The 22737-nt window shown below is 74.5% G+C and carries 15 protein-coding genes; 6 read left to right on the forward strand and 9 right to left on the reverse strand.

Translation table 11 applies throughout. From position 1 onward, the window contains the following. Positions 1-46: 46 nt before the first annotated feature. The 3 genes from QJR14_05215 to QJR14_05225 form a co-directional block, all read right to left on the reverse strand. Entirely contained in the window at positions 47-2377 is a 2331-nt protein-coding gene (locus QJR14_05215) for a S9 family peptidase (protein ID MDI3316999.1), read from the reverse strand. A gap of 97 nt (positions 2378-2474) precedes the next feature. Further along, the gene (locus tag QJR14_05220) at positions 2475-3353 is read right to left on the reverse strand and encodes a 2-oxoacid:ferredoxin oxidoreductase subunit beta (protein MDI3317000.1); all 879 of its coding nucleotides are present in this window, start codon (positions 3351-3353) and stop codon (positions 2475-2477) included. Then, on the reverse strand, positions 3353-5170 hold the full coding sequence (locus tag QJR14_05225; GenBank protein ID MDI3317001.1) for a 2-oxoacid:acceptor oxidoreductase subunit alpha: 1818 nt from the start codon (positions 5168-5170) through the stop codon (positions 3353-3355). The genes QJR14_05220 and QJR14_05225 overlap by 1 nt, the downstream gene beginning before the upstream one ends. A gap of 151 nt (positions 5171-5321) precedes the next feature. Between QJR14_05225 and QJR14_05230 the strand changes: the two genes are divergently transcribed. Next, entirely contained in the window at positions 5322-6341 is a 1020-nt protein-coding gene (locus tag QJR14_05230; protein MDI3317002.1) for a LysR family transcriptional regulator, read from the forward strand. A gap of 87 nt (positions 6342-6428) precedes the next feature. Next, entirely contained in the window at positions 6429-9812 is a 3384-nt protein-coding gene (treS, locus tag QJR14_05235; GenBank protein ID MDI3317003.1) for a maltose alpha-D-glucosyltransferase, read from the forward strand. Here treS and QJR14_05240 read toward each other — a convergent pair. Both QJR14_05240 and QJR14_05245 read right to left on the reverse strand, forming a co-directional pair. After that, the gene (locus QJR14_05240) at positions 9759-10760 is read right to left on the reverse strand and encodes a zinc-binding alcohol dehydrogenase family protein (GenBank protein MDI3317004.1); all 1002 of its coding nucleotides are present in this window, start codon (positions 10758-10760) and stop codon (positions 9759-9761) included. The two genes, treS and QJR14_05240, sit on opposite strands and share 54 nt — an antisense overlap. A 120-nt stretch (positions 10761-10880) precedes the next feature. Continuing rightward, the gene (locus QJR14_05245; protein ID MDI3317005.1) at positions 10881-11528 is read right to left on the reverse strand and encodes a hypothetical protein; all 648 of its coding nucleotides are present in this window, start codon (positions 11526-11528) and stop codon (positions 10881-10883) included. A gap of 114 nt (positions 11529-11642) precedes the next feature. Here QJR14_05245 and QJR14_05250 point away from each other — a divergent pair, with 114 nt between their 5' ends. Genes QJR14_05250 through QJR14_05260 form a run of 3 tightly spaced genes read left to right on the forward strand, consistent with a single transcriptional unit; the run spans position 11643 to position 15803 of the window. Beyond that, positions 11643-12794, forward strand: coding sequence for a substrate-binding domain-containing protein (locus tag QJR14_05250; protein MDI3317006.1), 1152 nt, complete (start codon positions 11643-11645; stop codon positions 12792-12794). Further along, a complete protein-coding gene (locus tag QJR14_05255; GenBank protein MDI3317007.1) occupies positions 12763-13749 on the forward strand; it encodes an extracellular solute-binding protein in 987 nt (328 codons plus the stop codon). Before QJR14_05250 ends, QJR14_05255 begins: the two co-directional genes overlap by 32 nt. Then, the gene (locus QJR14_05260) at positions 13746-15803 is read left to right on the forward strand and encodes an ATP-binding cassette domain-containing protein (GenBank protein ID MDI3317008.1); all 2058 of its coding nucleotides are present in this window, start codon (positions 13746-13748) and stop codon (positions 15801-15803) included. The genes QJR14_05255 and QJR14_05260 overlap by 4 nt, the downstream gene beginning before the upstream one ends. Here QJR14_05260 and murJ read toward each other — a convergent pair. From murJ to QJR14_05275, 3 genes are read right to left on the reverse strand one after another with little or no spacing between them, the layout of a single operon-like run. After that, positions 15800-17482 carry a murein biosynthesis integral membrane protein MurJ gene (gene murJ, locus QJR14_05265; protein MDI3317009.1) on the reverse strand — a complete coding sequence of 561 codons (1683 nt, stop codon included), beginning with the start codon at positions 17480-17482 and terminating at the stop codon, positions 15800-15802. The genes QJR14_05260 and murJ overlap by 4 nt on opposite strands. A gap of 26 nt (positions 17483-17508) precedes the next feature. Continuing rightward, positions 17509-19224 (reverse strand): hypothetical protein, encoded by a 1716-nt coding sequence (locus QJR14_05270; GenBank protein ID MDI3317010.1) that lies wholly within the window; start codon positions 19222-19224, stop codon positions 17509-17511. Next, positions 19221-19994 (reverse strand): ABC transporter ATP-binding protein, encoded by a 774-nt coding sequence (locus QJR14_05275; GenBank protein MDI3317011.1) that lies wholly within the window; start codon positions 19992-19994, stop codon positions 19221-19223. Before QJR14_05275 ends, QJR14_05270 begins: the two co-directional genes overlap by 4 nt. A gap of 135 nt (positions 19995-20129) precedes the next feature. On the opposite strand from QJR14_05275, the gene QJR14_05280 reads away from it, so the two are divergent. Continuing rightward, entirely contained in the window at positions 20130-21449 is a 1320-nt protein-coding gene (locus tag QJR14_05280) for an MFS transporter (protein ID MDI3317012.1), read from the forward strand. Here QJR14_05280 and QJR14_05285 read toward each other — a convergent pair. Beyond that, the gene (locus QJR14_05285; GenBank protein ID MDI3317013.1) at positions 21439-22716 is read right to left on the reverse strand and encodes an Nramp family divalent metal transporter; all 1278 of its coding nucleotides are present in this window, start codon (positions 22714-22716) and stop codon (positions 21439-21441) included. The genes QJR14_05280 and QJR14_05285 overlap by 11 nt on opposite strands. Between the last annotated feature and the right edge of the window lie 21 nt (positions 22717-22737).

The following is a 22737-nucleotide window of genomic DNA, read 5'->3' on the forward strand; positions in this document are numbered from 1 at the left end:
GGCCCGGCCGGCCGAGTCGGCCGCGCCGGCCGGGCCGACCCCCTGCTCAGCGCCGGCTCCGCGCCGGCTGCGGCTCCGGTTGCGCGCCCCGCTGAAGGTGGCGTTCGAACCACTCCCGGATCGCCCTCAGGCGGTGGACGCGGTGCCACGGCCTCCCCTGCCGGCTGAGGCCGTGGCTCTCGCCGGGATACTGGAACATCTCGCTCTCCACCCCCTGCACCTGCAGCGAGGCGAACATCTGCTGCCCCTGCTCCAGCGGGCAGCGGTAGTCCTCCTCGCTGTGGAGGACCAGGGTGGGCGTACGGACGCGCCCCACGTAGGTGATGGGCGACTGGGCATCGTAGCGGTCGGGCACCTCCCAGGGCTTGCCGCCGAAGACCTCATCCCAGTGGTAACCCCCGTCGGAGGTGCCGAAGAAGCTCTGCATGTTGTTGAGCGCTCGCATGGAGACCGCCGCGCGGAAGCGGTCGGTGTGCCCGACCACCCAGCTGGTCATGAAGCCGCCGTAGCTGCCGCCGGCGATGCCCAGCCGCTCCGGGTCGATCCAGGGGTAGCGCTCCAGCGCCGCGTCCACCAGCGCCATCACGTCGGCGTAGTCGTGCTCGCCCCAGTGGCCGCGGATGTCGGCGGTGAACGCCTCGCCGTAGCCCTGGCTGCCGCGCGGGTTGGCGTAGAGGACGGCGAAGCCCGCCGACGCCAGCACCTGGAACTCGAAGAAGAACTCGCTCGTGTACATCATCTGCGGCCCGCCGTGGACCTCCACCACGGCGGGGTAGCGCTCGCCCTCCCGCCAGCCGAGCGGCCGGATCAGCCAGCCGTCGAGCTCAGGCCCTCCGGGCGAGCGGAAGGTGAAGCGCTCGGGCAGTACCGTCGCCCGGCGCTGGAGGAGCCGGCTGGAAGTGTGCGTCCGGCGCCGCAGCGGCAGCCCGCCCCCCGCCTCGGGCGGCGCCGCCAGCAACCGCTCCAGCGCCTCGGCGCCGGGCCCGGCGGCGAGCGGCCGGAACTCCCGCAGGTCGCCTACGTAGATGTCGTTGGGGTTCTCCGCCGTCCCCACCGAGAGCGCCACCCGCCCGCTGCGGGGGTCGAAGCTGCCGTCGAAGGCGACCAGGTCGCCCGTGGTCAGCCGCTCCACCCGGGCCCCGGAGCCGCTTTCCAGCGCCCCCGCCACGTCGACGCGGAAGAGGTGGGTGGTCCCGTTGGCGGAGGCGAGGAGAAGCACCTGCCGGCCGTCGGCGCTCCAGGTGGGCCGGAAGCCCTCGCCTGCGAAGCGCATGTCGACCACCGAGGCGTCCTCCAGCGAGCGGGCGAACCCCCGCGTCAGCGAGCGGCGCACCTCCTCGTCCGTCGCGCCGCGGCGGGCGGCCTCCAGGTCGATCAGGACGAGCTGCACGTCGGTGTACCAGCCCTGCTCCCGCTCGTGGCCCAGGTAGGCAAGGGTGCGCCCGTCCGGGGCGAAGGCGGGAGAGGTGCAGATGCCGCGGGAGGGCGTCAGCTTCCTCGGCTCGCCCTGGCCGTCGGCGGGGAAGAGCCAGATGTCGGTGAAGCGGGCCAGGTCGGAACGCTCCACCCGGGCGGCGGAGACGGCCACGGTCGAGCCGTCGGGCGACCAGGCCGGCATGGCGTGGTCGTAGGGCCCCCCGGTCAGCTGGAGCGGCCGCGGGCGCGGCTCTCCCCTCGCCACCGCCTGCCGGGCGGCGACCACGTCCAGGACGAAGACCTGGAGGAAGCGATCCTCCAGGTAGCCGACGCCGTCCTCCCGGTAGCGCGCCCGGGTGTGGTGCTTCACGTCGGCGTTGAACCTGCGGAAGAGGCGCTCGTTCTCGTCCAGCTCGTCGTCGTCGGCCGCCTTCTCGTCCAGGAAGCGGGGCCCGGCCAGCGGCACCCGCGCGACAAAGGCCACACGCCGGCCGTCCGGCGCCCACACGAAGCCCTCGACGCCGCCGCGCAGGTCGGTGACGCGGAGCGCCTCACCCCCCGTCGCCGGCATCAGGTAGAGCTGCACCCCCAGGGCTTGGAGCGGGCGGCCCTCCGCGTCCAGGCCGGCATCCTTCCCCTTCGCCGCCTCGCGGTCGGAGAGGAAGGCCAGCCAGCGCCCGTCGGGCGACCAGCGGGGGTGGAAGTCGCGGCCCGGGCCGGTCGTCATCGGTTCCGCCTCGCCTTCCTCCCCCTCGCCCTCGAACGGAAGGCGGAAGATGCGGGAGCGGTAGCGGTTCTCTTCCTTGTCCACCACCGTCTGCACATAGGCGACGACGGCGCCCTCCGGTGCGATCTGGGCGTCGCCGACAAACTCGAAGTCCACCAGGTCGGTCTCGCGGAACCTTTCCAGGCTCCACCACTCCCCTCCTCGACGGATCGCAGCGATACCTTCATACCCCACCGCCCGGAGCGCGGGCAAACCGGGCCGTCCCGACGGAAGGGGAGCGGCCCCGCGGCCGCTCCCCCCGTACTGCCGGCTGCCGACCGGACGGCTCCGCTCAGCGGTAGCTCTCGATCAGCTGGCGGACCCGCGCCTTCTCGGCCTCCAGCTCCTCCAGCGTCCGCTGCGCCGCCGGCTTCGCCTCCAGGAAGCCGGGCAGCCGCTCCTCGAAGGAGAGCGTCTCGTCGTCCCGGTAGATGATGCCCGTCACCAGCTCGTCGGTCTCCAGGAGCTTCCGCAGCGCCCAAGCCCGATCGTTCGTCCTGTACTCCGGATCCTCCTCCAGGTTGACCAGCGACTTCCGGTAGAAGTCGTAGGTGTTGACCCGGTTGAAGGTGACGCAGGGGCTGATGGCGTTGACATAGCTGAAGCCCTTGTGCCGGATGGCTTCCTCGATGATCGCGGTCAGCTGCCGCGGGTTGCCGGAGAAGCCCTGCGCCACGAAGGTGGCGCCGGCGCTGAGCGCGAGGGAGAGGGGCCGGACGGGCTGCTCCACGTTGCCCCACGGGGTCGCCTTGCTCTTGGCGCCCGGGTCGCTGGTGGGAGAGTTCTGCCCCTTGGTCAGGCCGTAGATGTGGTTGTCCATCACGATGTACGTGATGTCCGGGTTCCGCCGGACCGCATGGGCGAAGTGGCTCATGCCGATGGCGAAGGCGTCGCCGTCGCCGCCGGCGGCGATCACCGTCAGCGACGGGTTGGCCAGCTTGACGCCGAGCGCCGCGGGCAGCGTCCGCCCGTGCGTCACGTGCAGGTTGTAGGAGTTGATGTAGTTGCCGATCTTGCCCGAGCAGCCGATGCCGGCCACCAGGGCCACCTTCTCCGGCTCCAGGTCCAGGTCGGCCAGCGCCTTCTGCAGCGCCGAGAGGACGCCGAAGTCGCCGCAGCCCGGGCACCACCAGGCCTTCTCGTCGGTCTTGAAGGCTTCCAGCGTAGCCATCAGCGCACCGCCTCCTGTACCGGCGCCACCCGGTCACCGGCACGCAACCAGCCCTCCAGGTCGCCGTGCACGCCCAGCCGTTCCGCCACGGGCCTGGCGATCTCCTCCGGAACGAAGGGACGCCCGTCCGCCTTGTGCACCTCGCCGACCACCACGCCCGCCGGGACGGCGTCATGCGCCTCCAGAAGGAAGCGCAGCTCGCCGGTGGCGTTCTGCTCGACCACGAAGGCGAAGGGCAGACCCGCCAGCCGCTCCCGCAGCTCCTTCGCCGGGAACGGGCTGAGGCGCCGGAGGTGCAGGTGGCCGACGCTGGCGCCGTGTGCCCGGAGCGCCTCCAGCGCCTCCTCGATGACGCCGCGGGTGTAGCCGAGGCCGATCACCACCGCGTCCGGCCGCTCCGGTCCCTCGTAGGTGAAGGCGGGGAAGTCGACGGACTCCATCTTCTTCCACCGCTTCTCCATCATCCGGGTGCGGTTCCCCGGATCCTCGGTCACATGGCCGAAGACGTTGTGCTCGGAACCGGTCGCCAGGAACTGGCCGTCGGGCTGGCCGGGGATGCTCCGCGGCGAGACGCCGGTCGGGGTGAAGGCGTAGCGTTGGAAGCGCCTCTCTCCGAGCCTCCTCAACTCCCCGGCGTCGACCAGGGCGCCCCTCTCGATGCGCACCTGGTCGAGCGGCAGGTCCTCCGCCGTGTAGGTGAACTCGCCCAGCGCCAGGTCCGAGGCGATGATCACCGGGCACTGGAAGCGCTCGGCGAGGTTGAAGGCCTCGGCGCCGTCGCGGAAGCACTCTTCCACCGAGGAGGGAACGATCACGATGCGCGGGCCCTCGCCGTGGCCGCCATGCACCAGGGCGAGCAGGTCGGACTGCTCCACCTTGGTCGGCTCGCCGGTGGAGGGGCCTGCCCGCTGGACGTCGACGATCACCGAGGGCGTCTCCGTCATGCTCAGGAGCCCGATCCCCTCCTGCATCAGCGAGATGCCGGGACCCGAGGTGGCGGTCATGGCCCGGGCGCCGGCATAGCCGGCACCCGCCACCACGTGGACGGCGGCCAGCTCGTCCTCCATCTGGACCACGGCGCCGCCGAACTTGGGCAGCATCCCCGCCAGCGTCTCCATGACGCTGGTGGCCGGCGTGATGGGGTAGCCGGCCATGATCCGGCAGCCGGCCGCCACGGCGCCCAGGGCGAGCGCCTGGTTGCCCGTGAGCGTCAGCTTGGGCCTGCCGTCGGCCGGCGGAAGCCGGAAGGGCTCGCCCGGAAGGTGTTCCTGTGCGAAAGCGTAGCCCTGCTCCAGCGCCTTGAAGTTGGACTGGACCACCGCTTCGCCCTTGGAGCCCCAGCGGCGCCGGACGAACTCGTGGAAGGGCCCCAGTTCGAGGCCCATCAGGTAGACGCTGGCCCCCAGCGCCACCATGTTCCGCATCAGCACGCCGCCCGCCTGCTTGGCGATCTCGCTGAGCGGGATCGTCACCAATCGGACGCCGGCAGGCGCCGTCTCGGGCAGTCGGGCCTGGAAGGCCTCGTCTGCCAGGACCACGCCGCCCGGCAGCACCTCGTCGATGTTCTTGTCGATGGCCTCCTGGGTGAGCGCAACCAGGACGTGGGTGTCCGAGCTGGCCCCGTTCACCGGCCGGTCCGAGATCCGGATCTTGAAGTTGGTGTGACCGCCCTTGATGCGCGAGGAGAACCACTTGTACCCGTAGATCCAGTATCCCGCCCGTGCGAGGACCGTGGCCAGGATCGTCCCCGTCGAATCGATCCCCTCGCCCTGGTCCCCGCCGATCTTCCACGCGAAGACGCGTGGCGATGCGGCCATTCCCACTCACCTCGCGATGGAGTGCGCTTCTTTCGTCTCTAAGAATAGGCTCCGCGCCGGTATAATCCCAATGAAGAGTTTGCAACCGTCCCATGCGCCGGGCGCATACCGGGGGAGGCGACGGCGCATCACTACCTCCGCGGGGGAAGCGATGCCGCTGCTGCTCCAGCACCTTCTCACCTTCCGCCAGGTCGTCGAGCGCCACTCGTTCACCGCAGCAGCCGAGGCGTTGCACGTCACCCAGTCGACCGTCACACGCCAGGTGGCGGCGCTGGAGAGGGAGTTCGGCGCCCTTCTCATCGACCGGGGTCACGCCCACCCCCACCTGACCGAGGCGGGTCAGCTGGTCTACGAGTGCGCGGTCCGCGTCTCGGAGACGATCGAGGAGTACCGCCAGCGGGTGGAGGAGCTGCGCTCGCCCCACCACGGCCAGGTCTCCGTGGGCTGCGTGGAGACGCTGGTCCCCACGACCCTGGCCGAGCTCCTCCAGCTCTACACCGGTCGCTACCCCGAGGTCCGCATCCAGGTCCTGATCGCGGCCATCCGCGAGACCGTCGACCGGCTCCTCAACCGCGAGATCGACGTGGCCCTGGTGACCACGCCGGTCAACGACCCGCGCATCGAGAGCTACCCCCTCTTCGACGACCCCATCTGCTTCGTCGCCCAGCCGCGCCTCGCCCGGCAGCTGCCCGAGCCGCTCACCCTGCGGGATCTGCCGCGGCTGGCCCTGATCACGCACAAGGCCGGCTCCCGCTTCCGCGCCCTGGTGGACAGCACCATGGATGCCCTGGGCATCCTGCCCCGGGTGGTGATGGAGTTCGACAACCACGAGGCGGTGCGGGTGATGACGGAGCTGGGACTGGGGGTGGGCCTGCTTCCTGCCAGCACGGTGGAGGACGCCCTGCGGAGCGGGCGGCTGGTTCAGCTTCAGGTGGAGGGCTTCCCCGAGCTACGCCGGACGACCACCCTCGCCCTCCTCCGCCAGCGGCGGCAGTCGGCCGCGGTCCGCGCCTTCGTCGAGACGGTGCTGGAGCGGTACCGGATCCAGCCTGCCAGCCCCCCGGAGGGGAGGCGGAGGACCGCCCGCGGCGAGGCGGGGACGGGACGGGCGCAGGCCCGGCCGGGGGGGCGGAAACCCGCCGCGGGAGCGACCCCCGGGGAGGCTCCCTGAAAGCCGGGGAGGCCGGGACGGCGGGCCGGGAGACGGTGCTGGCCCGCCGCCCGCGGCGCTATACTTCAGGCTCGGCGGGGGTGGAGGATGGCTCGGAGGACGCGCGGCTTCCTGCCGGAAGCGGACGATCCCCAGTGGTACCGGGACGCGGTCATCTACGAACTGGACGTCCGCTCCTTCTGCGATGCGGACGGGGACGGCATCGGCGACTTCCGGGGGCTGACGGAGAAGCTCGACTACCTTCAGGACCTGGGGGTGACCGCGGTCTGGCTCCTGCCCTTCTTCCCGTCCCCGTGGAAGGACGGGGGCTACGACGTGGCCGACTACACCGGCGTCGACCCCCGCCTGGGCACGCTCCGGGACTTCGAGCGCTTCACCCGCGAGGCGCACCGCCGCGGCATCCGCGTCATCGTCGACCTGGTCCTCAACCACACCTCGGACCAGCACCCCTGGTTCCAGCGCGCCCGGCGCGCCGCCCCCGGCTCGGCCGAACGGGAGTTCTACGTCTGGAGCGAGACACCCGACCGCTTCCGCGAGGCGCGGGTGATCTTCCAGGACTTCGAGCCCTCCAACTGGACCTGGGACCCGCTGGCCCACGCCTACTACTGGCACCGCTTCTACGCGCACCAGCCGGACCTCAACTACGACAGCCCGCACGTGCGCAAGGCGATGCTGGGCGTGGTCGACTTCTGGCTCGACCGGGGGGTGGACGGATTCCGCCTGGACGCGGTCCCCTACCTTTTCGAGCGCGAGGGGACCAGCTGCGAGAACCTGCCCGAGACTCACGCCTGGCTGAAGGAGCTGCGCCGCCACATCGAGGGGCGGGCGGCGGGGCGGATCCTCCTGGCGGAGGCCAACCTCTGGCCCGAGGAGGCGGCCGCCTACTTCGGCCAGGGGGACGAGTGCCACATGGCCTTCCACTTCCCGCTCATGCCGCGCCTCTTCATGGCGCTGCGCATGGAGGACCGGGCGCCGGTGGTGGACGTGCTGCGCCGGACGCCGCCGCTGCCCGAGGGGGCGCAGTGGGCGCTCTTCCTGAGGAACCACGACGAGCTGACGCTGGAGACGGTGACCGAGGAAGAGCGGGAGTACATGGTCCGCGCCTACGCCCAGGAACCCCGCGCCCGCGTCAACCTGGGCATCCGGCGGCGCCTGGCGCCGCTCCTGGGCAACAGCCGGCGGCGCATCGAACTGATGTACGGGCTCCTCTTCTCGCTGCCGGGTACGCCCGTCCTCTACTACGGCGACGAGATCGGCATGGGCGACAACGTCTACCTGGGCGACCGGAACAGCGTGCGCACCCCCATGCAGTGGAGCGCCGACCGCAACGCCGGCTTCTCCCGCGCCAACCCCCAGAGCCTCCTGCTGCCCGTCATCACCGATCCCGAATACCATTACGAGGCGGTCAACGTGGCGGCGCAGCGGCAGAACCCCCACTCGCTCCTGATGTGGGTCCGGCGGCTGATCGCCCTGCGCGCGCGCGCCCGCGCCTTCGGCCGCGGCCGGCTGGAGCCGGTCTCCACCGAGAACCGGCACGTCCTCGCCTTCGTCCGCCGCCTGGGCGAGGAGGCGGTGCTGGTGGTCGCCAACCTCTCGCGCTTCGCCCAGTACGCGGAGCTGGACCTCCGCTCCTACCAGGGCCGGGTGCCCGTGGAGCTCTTCGGCCGGTCCCCCTTCCCCCGCGTGGGCGAGGCGGCCTACCCGCTGACGCTGGGCCCTCACGAGTTCTACTGGTTCGCGCTGGAGCCCGATCCCGCGCTTCTCACCCTCCTGGGCGAGCGGCCCGACGGCCTGGAGGAGCGCCCGCTCTTCCAGCTGGAGAGCGCCGGCGAGCTCTTCCGCGGGCGGACGGCGGAGCGCCTCGAGCTCCGCCTCGCGCGCTGGCTGGACGGGCAACCGTGGTTCCCGCGGACCGAGATGGGGCCCTTCAGCGCGGCCGGCACACCGGTCAGGGCGCGGCTCCAGGCGGTGACCCTCCAGGAAGTGATCCCCGCCGGGGAGGAGGAGCCGCCCGCCTGGTTCGTCTTCCTGCGCGCCCAGTTCACCAACGCCGAGCCGTTGCTGCTGGCGGTGCCGCTGGCGCTGGTGGAGGAGCGGGGCGAAGAGGCGGCGGGGGTGGGAGAGCCGCTGGCGCGGGTGAGCATCGGCCGCTCGCCCGCGGCGCCGCCCTGGCGGGGGCTGCTGGTCGACGCGCTGGAGCTGCCCTCCTTCCGGCGGCGGCTGGTGGAGGCGCTCCACCACCGGCGGCGCTTCCGCGGGGCGCGCGGCGCCCTGGTGGCGCGGCCCGCCCCCTTCCTGCGGCGGGAGGCGCCGGAGCGGCGGGAGCCCACCATGCTCCGCCACGGCAACGGGACCAGCCTCGTCGCCTATGACGAGCGGCTCTTCCTCCGGCTCTTCCGGCGGCTGGAGCCGGGGCGCCACCCGGTGCTGGAGCTGGCGGACTGGCTGACCGCCCGGCGCTACCGCCACATCCGCCCGCTCGCAGGCAGCCTGGAGTACCGGCCCGACCGCGGCGAGCCCACCCTGGTCGGCATCCTGGAGGGCTTCGTCCCCTACCAGGGCGACGCCTGGTCGCTGGCCCAGCGGTCACTGGCCGGCTGGCTGGCGGGTGGGGCGGAGGCCGGTGCGTCCGACGACCCGGCCCCGCTGGAGGCGTGGCTGGCCGTCGCCCGGAAGCTGGGGCGGGCGACGGCCGAGCTCCATCGCTTCCTCGTGCCGGGGCCGGCGGGAGGCCGCGGCACCCGGACCGGCCTCCGGGCGACGGAGGCCGACTTCCGGCCGGAGCCCTTCACGCCCTTCGTCCAGCGCGCCCTCTACGAGTCGATGCGCGGCCTCCTGGGCGAGGTCTTCGGCCGCCTCCGCGCCGAGCTGGCCGCGCTCCCCGAGGAGCGGCGAGGCCGGTCGGAGCGGCTGATCGCGCGCGAGAGCGACCTCCTCCGCCGGCTCCAGGCGCTGACCGAGGAGCGGCTGAGCGCGGAGCGGATCCGCTGCCACGGCGACCTTCACCTCGGCCAGTTCCTGCTGGGCGAGGGCGAGGACGACTACACCGTCCTCAACCTGGAGGGGAACCCGGCCCGCTCCCTGACCGAGCGCCGCCTCAAGCAGTCGCCGCTCCGCGACGTCGCCTCCATGCTCCGCTCCTTCCACTTCGCCAGCCGCATGGCGACGGAGGGGCGCGCGGAGCTGGCGCCGCGGGCGGAGAGCTGGTACCGGGCGTCGGTCGCCGCCTACCTCCGGGCCTACCTCGAGGAAGCCGGCCGGGTCAGCTGGCTCCCCTCGCGTCCCGAGGAGTTCCGCCGCCTCCTGGACGCCTTCCTGGTGGAGCGGGCGCTCTTCGAGCTCCGGCACGAGTTCGACCGGGGCGGCCAGCGCCTGGCCGCCGCCCTGGACGGCCTGGAAGAGCTGCTGGAGCGGCCGCTAGGCCAGGAGGACGGCGCTTCCCTCGAGGCGGCTCTGGCGGACGGCCGCTAGCGCCTCCGCCGCGCCCTCCAGCGGGAAGGGCTCGACCCGCACCTCCAGGCGGACGGCGCCGGCGATGGCCATGAAGCGGCGCCCGTCCTCCCGCGTCAGGTTGGCCACCGACCGGAGGCTCCGCTCGTGGTAGAGGAGCTGGTAAGGCATCTCCGGCAGGCGGTCCATGTGGACCGCGTTGATGGCCAGGGTGGCGCCGCGCCGCAGGCTGGAGAGCGCCGCCGGCAGGAGCGCCCCCGCGGGGGCGAAGGTGATCGCCCCGTCCAGCGGGTGCGGCGGCTCCTCGCCCGCGCTGCCCGCCCAGGCGGCGCCGAGCTCCAGGGCCAGCCGCCGGTGCGCCTCGCCGCGGCTGAAGACGTAGACCTCGATGCCCATGTGCCTGGCCACCTGCAGCGTCAGGTGGGCGGAGGCGCCGAAGCCGAAGAGACCCAGGCGGCCGCCCGGCTCCACCCCCGAGAGGCGGAGCGAACGGTAGCCGATCAGGCCGGCGCAGAGGAGCGGCGCCGCCTCCGCGTCGTCGTAGGCCGGCGGAAGCGGCAGGAGCGCCTCCTCGGGCGCCACCGTCCACTCGGCGTATCCCCCGTCCACGTCCAGGCCCGTGAAGCGGGGCGACTCGCACAGGTTCTCCCGGCCTTGCCGGCAGTAAGCGCAGCGGCCGCAGCTCGACCAGAGCCACGGCACCCCCACCCGCTCTCCCGGCCGGAAGCCGGTCACCCCCGGCCCCACCTCGTCGATCCGCCCCACCACCTGGTGCCCGGGCACCACCGGATGGGAGAGCGGGAGCTCGCCGTCCACCTCGTGCAGGTCGGTCCGGCAGACGCCGCAGGCGGAGACGCGGATGCGGACCTGCCCCGGCCCCGCGTGCGGCTCCGGCAGGTCCTGGCGCCACTCCAGGCGGGTTCCCCTCCCCGCCGCCCCGGGCGAAGGCTGCAACAGCCAGCCGCGCATCGGCCTCTCCCCTCCCCCGAGAGGATAGCGCCCCGTCGAGGAAGAGCGCACCGGCGCCGGCCCGCGCCCGGCCCACGGCCGGTCAGCGGCCGGTGCCCTCGGGGCTGACCCCGAGCCCGCCTATCCTCTCCCTCCGGCCCGCTCCGCCCGTGCACCCGCCAGCAGCGCCTCGACCCAGGGCCGCAGGGGAGAGGCGCCGGGCTGCTGGAGTGTCCAGCGCAGCTGCCGCTCCAGCGTCGGATCTTTCCCCGCGTCGCGGGCGAGGAGGTCCAGGGCGGTCATCCACCCCTCACCCCCGGCCTGGGCCAGCGTCGCCCGAACCCAGGCGGCGTCCGGTCGGCCGTGTCGCCGGCGGAGTTCCCCGGCCGCCCGCCCCAGCGCCTCGCGCAGGGAGGGTGTTGCCAGCGCCGCCCCCACGGTCGGACGGTAGAGGGGCGTGCGCGCCAGCGCTTCCATGGTCCGGACGGCGGCCCGCGGGTCGCGGAGGGCGAGGCGCGCCCACCCGTCCAGCAGGGGCGGGAGACGGAGCGACTCCAGGTCGACCCGCGAGACGCCCTGCCGGTCGGCCGCCGCACCGGTCTTCCCGGGGGGCGCCATGGCCGGCCGGGCCTCGGCCGTGCCGGCGGTCGGCCCGGCCGGCCGCGTCACGCGCGGCGCTCTGCCCGGCCCCGCCTCCCCGGCCGGCAACCGCGCCGCGGCCACCACCGTGCCCAGGAGCAACCCGGCCAGGACCGAGAGCGCCGTCGCCCGCTTCCATCTTTTGTCCACATTGCTCATCCATGGGAGTCTGGCCGGAAGGGGACCGGCTTATCCACCTCGCCCGGGCTCCGCCCGCAGCCGGGTCGGTCCCTCGATGCGGTCGCCGTGGAAGGTATCGTTGGCATGTTGTCCAATACACACGACATGACCAGGCCCGCGGGAGGAAGCGGCATGGACGAGAACGGGCCGGATCGGCTCCGGAACCGGCTGCGCCAGCGGAGGCTGGCCGCCGGCCTGAGCCAGGCGGAGCTGGCTCGCAAGGCGGGTCTGAGCCGCCAGACGGTCAGCCTCCTCGAGTCGGGCCGCACCGCGCCCGGCGTCGGGGCGGCCCTCCGCCTGGCGAAGGCGCTCGGCTGCACGGTGGAGGAGCTCTTCACCCTGGAGGAGGAGGCCGGTCCCGTCGAGGCGGAGACGCCCGGGGCCCGGCCTGGAGAGCGGGTGCTCCTGGCCCGGATGGGCTCCCGCTGGATCGCCCGCGGCCTGGAGGGGCTGGGCGACCGGCGCTGGCCCTCCCGGGCCGCGCACGCGGTGGTGGAGCAGCGGGAGGGGGCGGCCGCCCGGGTGCGGCGCCTGGCCGGGGGCGAGGGCCTCTTCCTGGCCGGCTGCGACCCGGCGCTGGGGCTCCTGGCCTCCCACGCCAGCCGCGACGCCGGCCCCCTCGAAGCCTTCTGGTGGGAGGCGGGCAACGGTTCGGCGCTGGCGCAGCTGGAGGCGGGATGGGTCCACGCCGCCCTGATCCACCACGGCGGCGCGGCGGGGGAGGCCCCGGCGCCCCGGGAGGGCGTGGCCCGCTTCCTGGTGGCGCGCTGGCCCATGGGCTGGCTGGTCCGCCGCGGCAATCCCCTGGGCTTCCAGGACGCCCGCGACCTGGCGCGGCTCCGGCTGGTCAACCGCGAGCGCGGCTCCGGGGCGCGCGCCCTGCTCGACCGCCAGCTGGCCGAGGCCGGGCTCGCCCCGGCCGAGGTGGCCGGCTACGAGGACGAGGTCTCCGGCCACTGGGAGGCGGCGGCCCGCGTGGCCGCCGGCCTGGCGGACGTGACGCTGGCCGCCGCGGCGGCGGCCGAGAGCTGGCGGCTCGACTTCCTGCCCGTGAGCGAGGAGCAGTCCGAGCTCTGGCTGCCCGAAGCGCGGCTGGAGGAGCCCTGGGCCGCCCTCCTGATGGACAGGCTGGTGAGCGGCCCCTTTCTGCGGGAGCTGGAACTCTTCGGCCCTTACGACACCCGGGGGGTGGGCAGGCGTGTGGTTGGCGGATCGCACGAGGAAGGCGCGGGGTAGGCGCGGCGGGTCCGCCCGGCTGGCGGTGCTCCTGGTCGCTCTGCTGCTGGCGGGGTGCGGCGGCGCGGCGGGCACCACCCGCGGCGGTGCGGGGGACTCCGCCCGGGGCGCGGGCGGCGGGCCGAGCGGCTCCGGCGCTCCGCCCTGCCAGGGGCAGACCGTCCAGGTGGCGTACGCCGCCTCCCTGGTCAACCTGATGGAGCATCGCGTCCGGCCCGCCTTCGAGAAGGCGACCGGCTGCCGCTTCCGCGGCTATCCCGGCGGCTCCAAGGGGCTGGCGCAGCAGATCCGGAGCGGGCTGAAGAGGGTCGACGTCTTCGTCAGCGCCTCGCCCTCGGTCAACCGGCAGCTGATGGGGAACGAGGGAGGCCAGCGGCTCCGCTGGTACGCCGTCTTCGCCGAGGCGCCGCTCCTGATCGGCTACAGCCCCTCCAGCCGCTTCGCCTCGGAGCTGAAGAACCGTCCCTGGTACGAGGTGATGGCCGAGCCCGGCTTCCGCCTCGGGCGGACGGACCCGCGCATCGACCCCAAGGGCGAGCTGACGATCCGCCTGGTCGAGGCGGCCGCCCGGCGGTACGGGCGTCCGGATCTGGTCCGGCGTCTGCTGGGCTCGCCGGAGAATCCGGAACAGATCTTCCCCGAGGAGGAGCTGCTGGGCCGGATCGAGGCCGGCCAGCTGGACGCGGGCTTCTTCTACGCCAACGAGGCGAAAGAGGCCGGCCTGCCCACCCTCTCCGTCGACCCGGCCATCCGGCTGAAGGCGGTCTACTCCTTCGCGCTCATGGAGCAGGCGCCGGACCGGCAGGCGGGAATCGCCTTCCTCCGCTGGCTGGAGGGGGACGGAGGGCGGAGGGCGCTGGAGGAGGACGGGCTCCAGGTGCTCAGGCCGGAGCTGCACGGGGACCGGACCGCCGTGCCGGCCGAACTGGCACAGCTCCTCGGAGCGGGTTCGTGAGCGCGGAGACCGCACGCCGGCCCGGAGCGCGGCCTCCCGCCGCCCCCTCCGCCGGGCCGCTCCCCTGGCTGGCCGGGCTTCTCGCCCTCTACCTGCTCCTGCCCGTCGGCGTCTACGTCGTCTACGCGGGTCAGGCGGCCGCCACGGGCCGGTTGGGCCCGCCGGACCCGGCGGGGCTCTACGGGGCGCTGAAGACCTCGCTCCTCAGCGCCAGCCTGGCCACGCTGGCGGTGGCCGCCGGGGGGATTCCGCTGGGCTACTTCCTGGCGCGCCGCCGCGGCCGCTCCGGCCGCTGGCTCGGCCTGCTGGAGGCGCTGGTCCAGGTGCCGCTGGCGCTGCCGCCGCTGGTCAGCGGCATCCTGCTCCTGCTGGTGATCGGCCCCTACACCTGGCTGGGCCGCTGGAGCGGCGGCCGCCTGACCGATTCGCTGGCCGGGGTGACGCTGGCGGAGGCCTTCGTCAGCGCGCCGTTCCTGGTCATCTCCGCCCGCTCCGCCTTCGCCGCCGTCAACCCCTCGTTGGAAGAGGTCGCGGCGACGCTGGGGATGCGGCCGCTGGCGAGATTCCTGCGCATCGCGCTGCCGGCCGCCTGGCCGGGCGTCCGCGCGGGCATCCTCCTGGCCTGGCTGCGGGCCTTCGGCGACTTCGGCGCCACGGTGATGGTGGCCTACCACCCGGCCTCGCTGCCCGTCTACACCTTCGTCCAGTTCGGCAGCGCCGGCCTGGGGGCGGCGCTGGTGCCGGTCGCCCCCGCCATCGTGGTCGCGGTGCTTCTCCTCCTCCTGGCCGGCCGCCTCTCCCCGGGGCTGGGGCACCGGGGCCGGGCCGGCCTGCTCCGGGTCGACGGCGCGGGCCCCGCGCCGGCCGCCCCCCCAGCGCCGCCCGACCCGCCCGCCCGCCCGCGGGCGGCGCTCTCCGCCGCCTCCGCCGGCGCGCGCACGCTGAGCTTCCGCCTGGAGGCGGAGCTCGACGGCTTCTCGCTCCGGCTGGCGCACGTCGCCCGCGCACCGCGGCTGGCCCTGCTCGGCCCTTCCGGCTCGGGCAAGTCACTCACCCTCCGCCTGCTGGCCGGGGTGGAGGGCCGCGGCGGCGGTGAGCTCCGCCTCGGGGAGGCGGAGCTGGGCGCGCTTCCCCCGGAGGAGCGGGGCGTCGGCTACGTCCCCCAGGATTACGCGCTCTTCCCGCACCTGACGGTGCGGGAGCATCTCCTGCTCGCCGCGCGAGACGACGTGACCGAGGCAACCTTCTGGCTGGAGCGGCTGGGGCTGGGCGGCCTGGCGGAGCGGCTGCCCGGCCAGCTCTCGGGGGGCCAGCGGCAGCGGGTGGCGCTGGGTCGCGCGCTCGCGGCGCGGCCGAGGCTCCTCCTGCTGGACGAGCCGCTCTCGGCGCTGGACGCCCCCCTGCGGCGAGAGCTCCGGCTCCACCTCCGCCAGCTCCAGCGCGAGACCGGCCTGGCCACGGTCCTGGCGACCCACGACCCGGAAGAGGCGGCCTTCCTGGCGGACGAGCTCCTGGTGATCCGGGGCGGCCGCCTCCTCCAGGCGGGGCCCGCCGAGGAGCTGCTCCGCCGCCCGGCGACGCCGGAGGTGGCACGCCTCCTCGGCCTGGTCAACACCTTCCCCGGCCGCCTGGAGCGGGGGCGTCTGGAGAGCGGCGGCCTGCTCCTGCCCTGGACGGGCCCCCCTGCGCCGGCGGCGGGGCCCGCCAGCCTCTCCGACCCGGCGCCGGACCGCATGGAAGGCGAGGTCATGTGGTCGGTGGCTCCCGGCGCGGTCCGCCTCCTGATGGAGGGGGAGGAGGCGCGCCCGGGGGAGGTGGCGGTGGAAGGGATCCTGCGCGAGCGCTGGACCGCCGGCGAGCAGGAAGAGGCCTGGGTGGAGCTGCCCGGCCCGCTGACGCTGGTGGTCCGGCGCTCCGCGGGCGGCGAGGCGCCTCTGCCGGGCGCCCGCTGCCGCATCGCCATCCCCCTCCGCGCCGTCCGCCTCTGGCCGCGGGCAGGGAGCGACCCGCGCCCGGCACGGGAACGGGCGGCGAGCGGCGCCCGCGGGAGCTAGGGACGGCCCTCCGCCGGAGCCGAGCCGGTACGGCGGCCGATCCGACCGCCCACCGTCTCGGTGACGAAGGCGGCCACCTCCATGCGCAGGAGGGCGGCTGCGGCCCCGTAGACCGCGATGCCGGCGACGATCACCAGCGCCACCGCCAGCAGGTCGACCAGCGAACCCGGGGCGGCGGGGTTCCGTCCCAGGAGGTGCGCCAGGCGGGCGGCCGGCTGCAGCCGCTGGAGCCCGGCCAACGCCATCGCCATGGCCGCGCTGGCCAGAAGCGACTTCCCCACCTCGACGGCCAGGCTGCGGCCCCCGAGCGGCCCCGTCCGCCGCCGGAGGAGCAGGAGCAGGAGGAAGCCCCCCGCCGTCGTGGCCACCGAGGTGGAGAGGGCGAGGCCGGCCAGCCCGATGATCCGGACCAGGACCAGGTTGAGGCCGACGTTGATGGCCACGGTGGCCACGCCCACCCACATGGGCGTCAGGCTGTCGCGGAGCGACCAGAAGGCGCGCGTCAGCAGAAGGCTCCAGCCGCCGCCCGGCAGGGAGAGGCCGTAGAGGGCGAAGGCCACCGCCGTCATGCCGGTCGCCCGGGCGTCGAAGGCGCCCCGCTCGTAGACGGCGCGGACGATCTCGTAGCGCAGCAGGACCATGCCCGCCACGGCCGGCACCGTGACCGCCGCCATCAGGCCGAGCCCGCGGCGGACCCCGTTGCGGAAGGCGTCCATCTCCTCCGCCGCCGTCTGCGCGGAGAAGGTCGGGTAGAGGACGGTGACCAGCGGCGTCACCAGCAGCCCCGCGGGGACGCCGTAGAGCCGGTTGCCGTAGTTGAGCGCCGCGATGCTCCCCGCCGCCAGCCAGGAGGCCAGCAGGCGGTCGACGAAGAGGTTGACGGCGTTGGCGCCCGAGCTGATCAGGACCGGCACCAGCATGCGGCCGCTCTCCACGATGGCCGGCATCCCCGGCGCCCAGACCCAGCGGAAGCGCCAGCCGTGGCGGCGGAGGAAGGGAAGCTGGATCAGGAGCTGGCTGGCGGAACCCAGCAGCGTTCCCGCGGCCAGGAAGGCGACGCCGGCCTCGGGACCCCAGCGCGCCGCCACGGGGATCCCGCCCACCAGCGCCCCCAGCACGATCAGGATGTCGTAGGGGATGCCGATGGCGGCGGGCGCGGCGAAGTGCTGGTTGGACTCCAGGATGCCGGCCGCCCAGCCCGCGAGGCTCTGGAAGAGGAGCGCCGGCAGCAGGATGCGGGTGAGCCCTGCGGTCAGCGCCCGCTCCTGCGGCCCGAACCCCGGCGCCATCCAGCCCACGAGCCAGGGCGCCAGCAGCTCGCTGGCCGCGGTGACCGCGATCAGGCCGACGGAGATCAGGATCAGGGCGGCGTTGGCGTAGCGGAGGGCCTCCTCCTCGCCCTCCCGCTCCCGCACCCGGGCGTAGTTGGGAATGATGACGCTGGTGGCGGCGGCGTTGACCGCCGCGAAGAAGAGGATCGGGATGTTGGTCGCCACCAGGTAGGCGTCGACCACGCGGCTGGCGCCGAAGGCCGCCCCGATCGCCGCCTCCCGTGCGAAGCCGAAGAGCTTGGAGACCGCGGTGATCACCAGGATGGTCAGGGTGGCCCTGGCGATGCCCCTCCGGCCGAGGGCCCGTCCCACCGCCACCCGCTCGCCCGCCTCGACCTCTCGCTCCACGCTCCCGCCCCTCCCCGCCCCGGCCCTCAGGCGCTCAGCCGCTCCCAGGCCCGACCGGCGACCGAGACGGCCAGGGCCACCGTGCCGGCGGGCACCGCCACCGCCAGGAGCAGGCCGGCGCGCAGGAGCCAGCCCGCCTCACGCACCCATCCAAGGTACCCGAGGAGGAGAGCCGCTGCCAACGCCGCCGCGAAGAGCAGGTCGCCGGCGGCCATCGTCGCCAGGGCCTGCACCCTCGCCACGCTGTGGCGGACATCCTCCGCCTCCGGACGGGCCCAGGAGGCCCCCGCCGCCAGCGCCGAGGCGGAGAAACCGGCGGCCACCGCGAGGCCGATCAGGCCCGCCCCCGTCGCCTGTACCCAGCCGCCCCCCGCCAGCAGCGTCACGGCGACGGCGAGGAGCAGGCTGAGGGAGCCGCTCACGGCGAGAGCGGCGAGGAGCTTCCCCAGCGCCACCTCGCTCCCGTGGACGGGGGCCGCGCGCAGGATCCAGAGGTTCTTCCCCTCCCGCCCGTAGGCCGTCAGGGCGACCTGGCCGCTCACCAGCGCCGCGAAGAGCGCGGCGACCAGGGCGCCGCGGGCCGCCGCCCACAGGGAGGCGCCTCCGGCCACACCCGCCAGGGGCGCGGGGAGCGGCCCCTCCCGGCCGGGCGCGCCGCTGGGCAGGATGAAGCCGACCACGGCCACCACCAGGGCGTAGGCGGTGTCCGACCAGAGCCGCAGGTCCCGGAAGGTGGTGCGCAGCTCCTTCCTCGCCACCGAAACCGCGGGGGCCCAGCCCCCCCGCCCGCCACCGGCGGCGGAACCCACCCGGCGGCCGACCCGGCTCTCTCCCGCCGCCGGCTCGGCATCCCGGGTCCCCGGTTCCGGCCGCCGGCGACGGAGACGACGACCCGTCTCCCGGGAGCCCGCCCAGCCGCTCCGGAAGGTCTCGGGCACCAGCCAGAGCCCGAGCGCCAGCGGCAGGGCGGCAACCAGCGTCGCCGCCGCCAGCGGGCCCAGAGCTCCGGCCGGATCGCCTCCCGCCGCCCGCGTCCACGCTTCGGCCGCCCAGAGCGTGGGCCAGGGCCCGTGGGCAAGGCCCGAGAGCCGGTCCGGGGCGGGCAGGCTCCCGCCGTCCGGAACCAGGCGGGGTGCCAGCTGGCCGCCTGCGTAGATGAGGGCGCCCAGGAGCGTCCCCACCGCCGCCCCCACTTCGCGGGTCCGGTAGGGAGGCACCACCCGCATCACCACGAGGTGCAGGAGCAACCCCATCCCGACGCTGCCCAGGATCGTGGCCAGGAGCAGCCAGATCGCCTCCGCCGCGTAGGCGGCGCCCGCCCCCCAGGCCCGCCCCAGCCCGGTCACCGCGGGCAGGCCGAAGAGGAGGCCGCCGGCGAGAGGCGTGGCCGCCACCTCCGCGAACTTGCTCAGGAAGACGGTCCGCTCCGGAAGCGGAGCGCTGAAGAGAAGCTCCAGATCGGAGGCGGCGTAGAGGCTGGAGAAGGCGGCCCCCGCGGCGAGGAAGAGGGCGGTCGCCGAACCCGCGAAGAGCAGGGCGTGCAGCAGCGGGAGCGCCAGCGGCGAGCCGGGGCGGATCGGCCCGCGGAAGAGCGCCTCCACGGCCGCTCCCCACCCGATGGCCAAGGCCGAGGCGACGACGAGGACGACGGGAAGCCAGAGCCAGCCCCTCCCCCGGCTCCCCGCGGCGAAGCCCTTCCAGGCGATGCGCAGCTTCCAGCCCAGGAGGCGACCGAGGCTCACCCGCGCTCTTCCTCCCCGAGGAGCCGGACCAGGTCGGCGACCTCCTCGCCGCCGGTCAGCTCGATGAAGACGTCCTCCAGCGAGCGGTCCGCGCCCCGGGCCAGCTCTTCCGGACGCCCCTGGGCGAGGAGCCGGCCGTTCTGCAGGATGACGACGCGGTCGCAGAGGTGCTGGGCGATCTCCAGCACGTGCGTGGACATGAGGACGCCCCCGCCCCGGGCGCAGAAGCTGCGCAGCACGTTCTTCAGCAGCCGGGCCGAGCGCGGGTCGAGCCCGATGGTGGGCTCGTCCAGCACCAGCACCTCCGGGTCGTGCAGGAGGGCACCGGCGATGGCCAGCTTCTGGCGCATGCCGCGGGAGTAGCTCTGCACCGGATCGTCCGCCTGCCCGGTCAGGGCGAACAGCTCCAGCAGCTCGGCCGCGCGCCGGTGGGCGACGGCGGGAGGGACCCGCCACAGGTCGCCCACGAAGGCGAGGAACTCGCGGCCGGTCAGCTTCTCATAGAGGACCGGGACGTCCGGCACGTAGCCCAGGCGCTGCTTCGCCTCCAGCGGCTGGCGCCAGACGTCGTAGCCGGCCACCCGGGCGCGACCCCCGCTGGGTTGCAGCAGCCCGGCCAGCATCCGCAGCGTGGTCGTCTTCCCCGCCCCGTTGGGCCCCAGGAAGCCGACGAGTTCGCCGCGCCGCACCTCGAAGCTGAGCCGGTCGACGGCGCGGTGGGCGCCGTACGATTTCGACAGCTCCTCGAGGCGGACGACGCTCTCCTCCATCGCGCTCGCCCCCGGTCGACCGATGTCCCTTCCGCCATTCCACGCCGGACCGTCCGGCCCCTCCGCCCGGCGATCTGCTATAAGAGAGCCATGGCCCACGCCCGCAGCCGCGGTCCGGCGCGCTGGTTCCGATGGATGACGCACGGGCCCCGCCGTTGGCTGGGCGCCCTCCTGGCCTATCCGGCGCCGCGGGCGGTCCGGAGGAACGCCGCCTGGAGCCTGCTGGAGGGCGCGCTGGCGAACCTGAGCACCGGCGTGCTCGGGAGCTTCCTCGGGGTGTACGTCGTCCGCCTGGGCGGGCCCGTCCTCCTGGTCGGCCTCGCCTCGGCGCTGCCTCCCCTCCTGGCCAGCTTCGTCCAGCCCTGGGCGGTCCGCCTGATCGCCCGGCAGGGCGCCCGCCCGGTGATGCTCCGCTGGGCGCTGGCCGCCCGCGCGGGCCTCCTCCTCCTCGCGGCGGTGCCGCTTCTGCCCGCGCCGGGGCCGGTCCTGGCCTGGCTGCTGGTGCTCGCCACCACGCTGGCCAACGGGGCGGCCACCCTGGCGCTGGTGGCCTGGACGGCGCTGATGGCCCAGCTCTTCCCCGGCCACCTGCGGGGACGGGTCTTCGGCGACCGGAACCTCTTCGTCTCGCTGACCACGCTCCTGGGCACCCTGCTGGGCGGCCTCTTCCTGGATCTCTTGGGCACGCGCCTGGGGAGCGCGGCCGGACTCTTCGCGGGCGGCGCGGCGGCGGTCGCCTCCTGGCTCTTCCTGCGCAGGCTCCAGCCGCCGGAGGCGGGCGGCGCGCCGGCGGCGGCGCAGGGCGGGGCGATCGGGGGGATCCGGGGAGAGGGAGGGGCGGAGAGGCCGGGCGACCTGGAGGTGGCGCGCGAGGCGCTGCGGCGGCCGCTCCCGCGGCTGGTCTTCCTGGGCGGGGCGATCTTCCAGGCGGGGCTGATGCTGCCGGCCGCCGCCTACCCGATCTTCTACGTCCGCCTCCTCCACCTGCCGGGCTCCTGGATCAGCCTCATCGGCATGGGCAGCTCGCTGGCCGCCATCCTCACCTCGCGGCTCTGGGGCATCTGGCACGACCGGCGGGGCGTGCTCTGGACCTACGCGGCCAGCACCGCCCTCTTCCTCGCGGTCCCCCTGGTCTACGCCTGGGCCCGGAACCCCTGGCTCCTCCTGCTGGCCAACAGCGTCACCGGGATCGGGGCGGCCGGTTACACCATCGCCAACTTCAACGCGGTCCTGGCGGTGGCGCGCCCGGAGGAGCGGACGGCCCTGGTGGCGCTCTTCAACCTGGTGCTCTACGCGCTGGCGGCGGTGGCGCCCTTGGTGGGGACGGCCCTCCTCCCCCTGGCGGGGGTTCCCGGGCTCTTCCTGCTGGCGGGCGCCGGCCGCGCCACGGGAGCGCTCCTCTTCGCCTGGGCGAGGAGGCGCTGGGGCGAACCCCGGGCGACGCCTACCGCCTGAGCAGCCCGGCCGCCGCCTGGGCCAGGAGCAGGAGGTCCAGCGCGACGACGGCCAGCGCCACCAGCGTCGCCAGGCCTGTCAGCCAGGGGGGCGCCGAGCGCTCCCCCATCACACGCCGGTCGGCGTTGAAGAAGACCAGCGGGCCCAGCGCGAAGGGCAGGGCGAAGCTGAGCACCACCTGGCTGAGCACCAGCACCCGTACCGGGTCGAACCCCAGGGCGACCACCGCCACCGCCGGCAGGAGCGTCAGCAGCCGGCGCTCCAGCAGGCCCATGCGCACGTCCACGAAGCCCGCCAGGATGGTCTGGCCGGCCATGGTGCCGACCATGCTGGAGGCGAGCCCGGAGGCGAGGAGGCCGACGGCGAAGACCGTCGCCGCCGCCGGGCCGAAGAGCGGCCGGAGCGTCCGGTGCGCCTCTTCGATGCCCGACACCTCCAGGCCCCGGGCGCCGAAGGCGGCCGCCGCCATCACCAGCAGGCTGGCGTTGACCAGGAAGGCGACGTTCATGGCGACCAGAACGTCGATGCGCTCGTACCGGTCCAGCACCGCGGGGTCCGCGCCGGTACGCCGGGGCAGCACCAGCGCCGAGTGGAGGTAGACCACGTGCGGCATCACCGTCGCCCCGAAGATGCCGGCGGCGTAGAGGAGCTCCTCGCCGTCCAGGCGCGGCACCACCAGGTGGGGGAGGAGGGTGCCCCAGGCCGGCCGGGCCAGGAAGACCTCCCCCACATAGGCGACCGCGATCACACCCAGGAAGCCGATGATCACCTCCTCCACCAGCCGGAAGCCGCGCTCCTCCAGCTTCAGCAGGAGGAGCGTCGACGCCCCGGCCAGCAGGGCGGCGGCCAGGAGCGGCAGGTGGAAGAGGAGCCGGAGGCCCAGCGCGGCCCCCATCAGCTCCGCCAGGTCGGTGGCCATGGTGCCCAGCTCGGCCACCACCCAGAGGAAGCGGTTGAGCCGCGCCGGCAGGAACCGCCGGCTCAGCTCCGGAAGCGTCTGCCCCGTGGCGATCCCCAGCCGCGCGGCCAGGCTCTGCACCAGGATGGCCACCAGGTTGGCGGCCAGGACCACCCAGAGCAGGTCGTAGCCGAAGAGCGAGCCGGCGGCGATGTTGGTGGCGAAGTTGCCGGGGTCGACGTAGGCGATGCTGGCCACGAAGGCCGGCCCCATGTACGGGAGGAGCGTCCCCAGGCGGGGAACGAGACCCGCCGGGCGGCCGGCGGGAGCCACCGCCCGGGAGGCCGTCTGCCGTCTTCCTTCCGCCACGTGCCGACCTCCCCCCGGCGC

It is taken from the genome of Bacillota bacterium (assembly GCA_029961055.1).
Lineage (GTDB): Bacteria > Bacillota > Sulfobacillia > JAIMAT01 > JAIMAT01 > JAIMAT01.

Coding starts and splice junctions, on each gene's coding strand:
- QJR14_05220 (MDI3317000.1), bottom strand. CDS start 3,353: ATGGCTACGCTGGAAGCCTTCAAGACCGACGAGAAGGCCTGGTGGTGC.
- QJR14_05250 (MDI3317006.1), top strand. CDS start 11,643: ATGTTGTCCAATACACACGACATGACCAGGCCCGCGGGAGGAAGCGGC.
- QJR14_05230 (MDI3317002.1), top strand. CDS start 5,322: ATGCCGCTGCTGCTCCAGCACCTTCTCACCTTCCGCCAGGTCGTCGAG.
- QJR14_05280 (MDI3317012.1), top strand. CDS start 20,130: ATGACGCACGGGCCCCGCCGTTGGCTGGGCGCCCTCCTGGCCTATCCG.
- treS (MDI3317003.1), top strand. CDS start 6,429: ATGGCTCGGAGGACGCGCGGCTTCCTGCCGGAAGCGGACGATCCCCAG.
- QJR14_05240 (MDI3317004.1), bottom strand. CDS start 10,760: ATGCGCGGCTGGCTGTTGCAGCCTTCGCCCGGGGCGGCGGGGAGGGGA.
- QJR14_05225 (MDI3317001.1), bottom strand. CDS start 5,170: ATGGCCGCATCGCCACGCGTCTTCGCGTGGAAGATCGGCGGGGACCAG.
- QJR14_05275 (MDI3317011.1), bottom strand. CDS start 19,994: ATGGAGGAGAGCGTCGTCCGCCTCGAGGAGCTGTCGAAATCGTACGGC.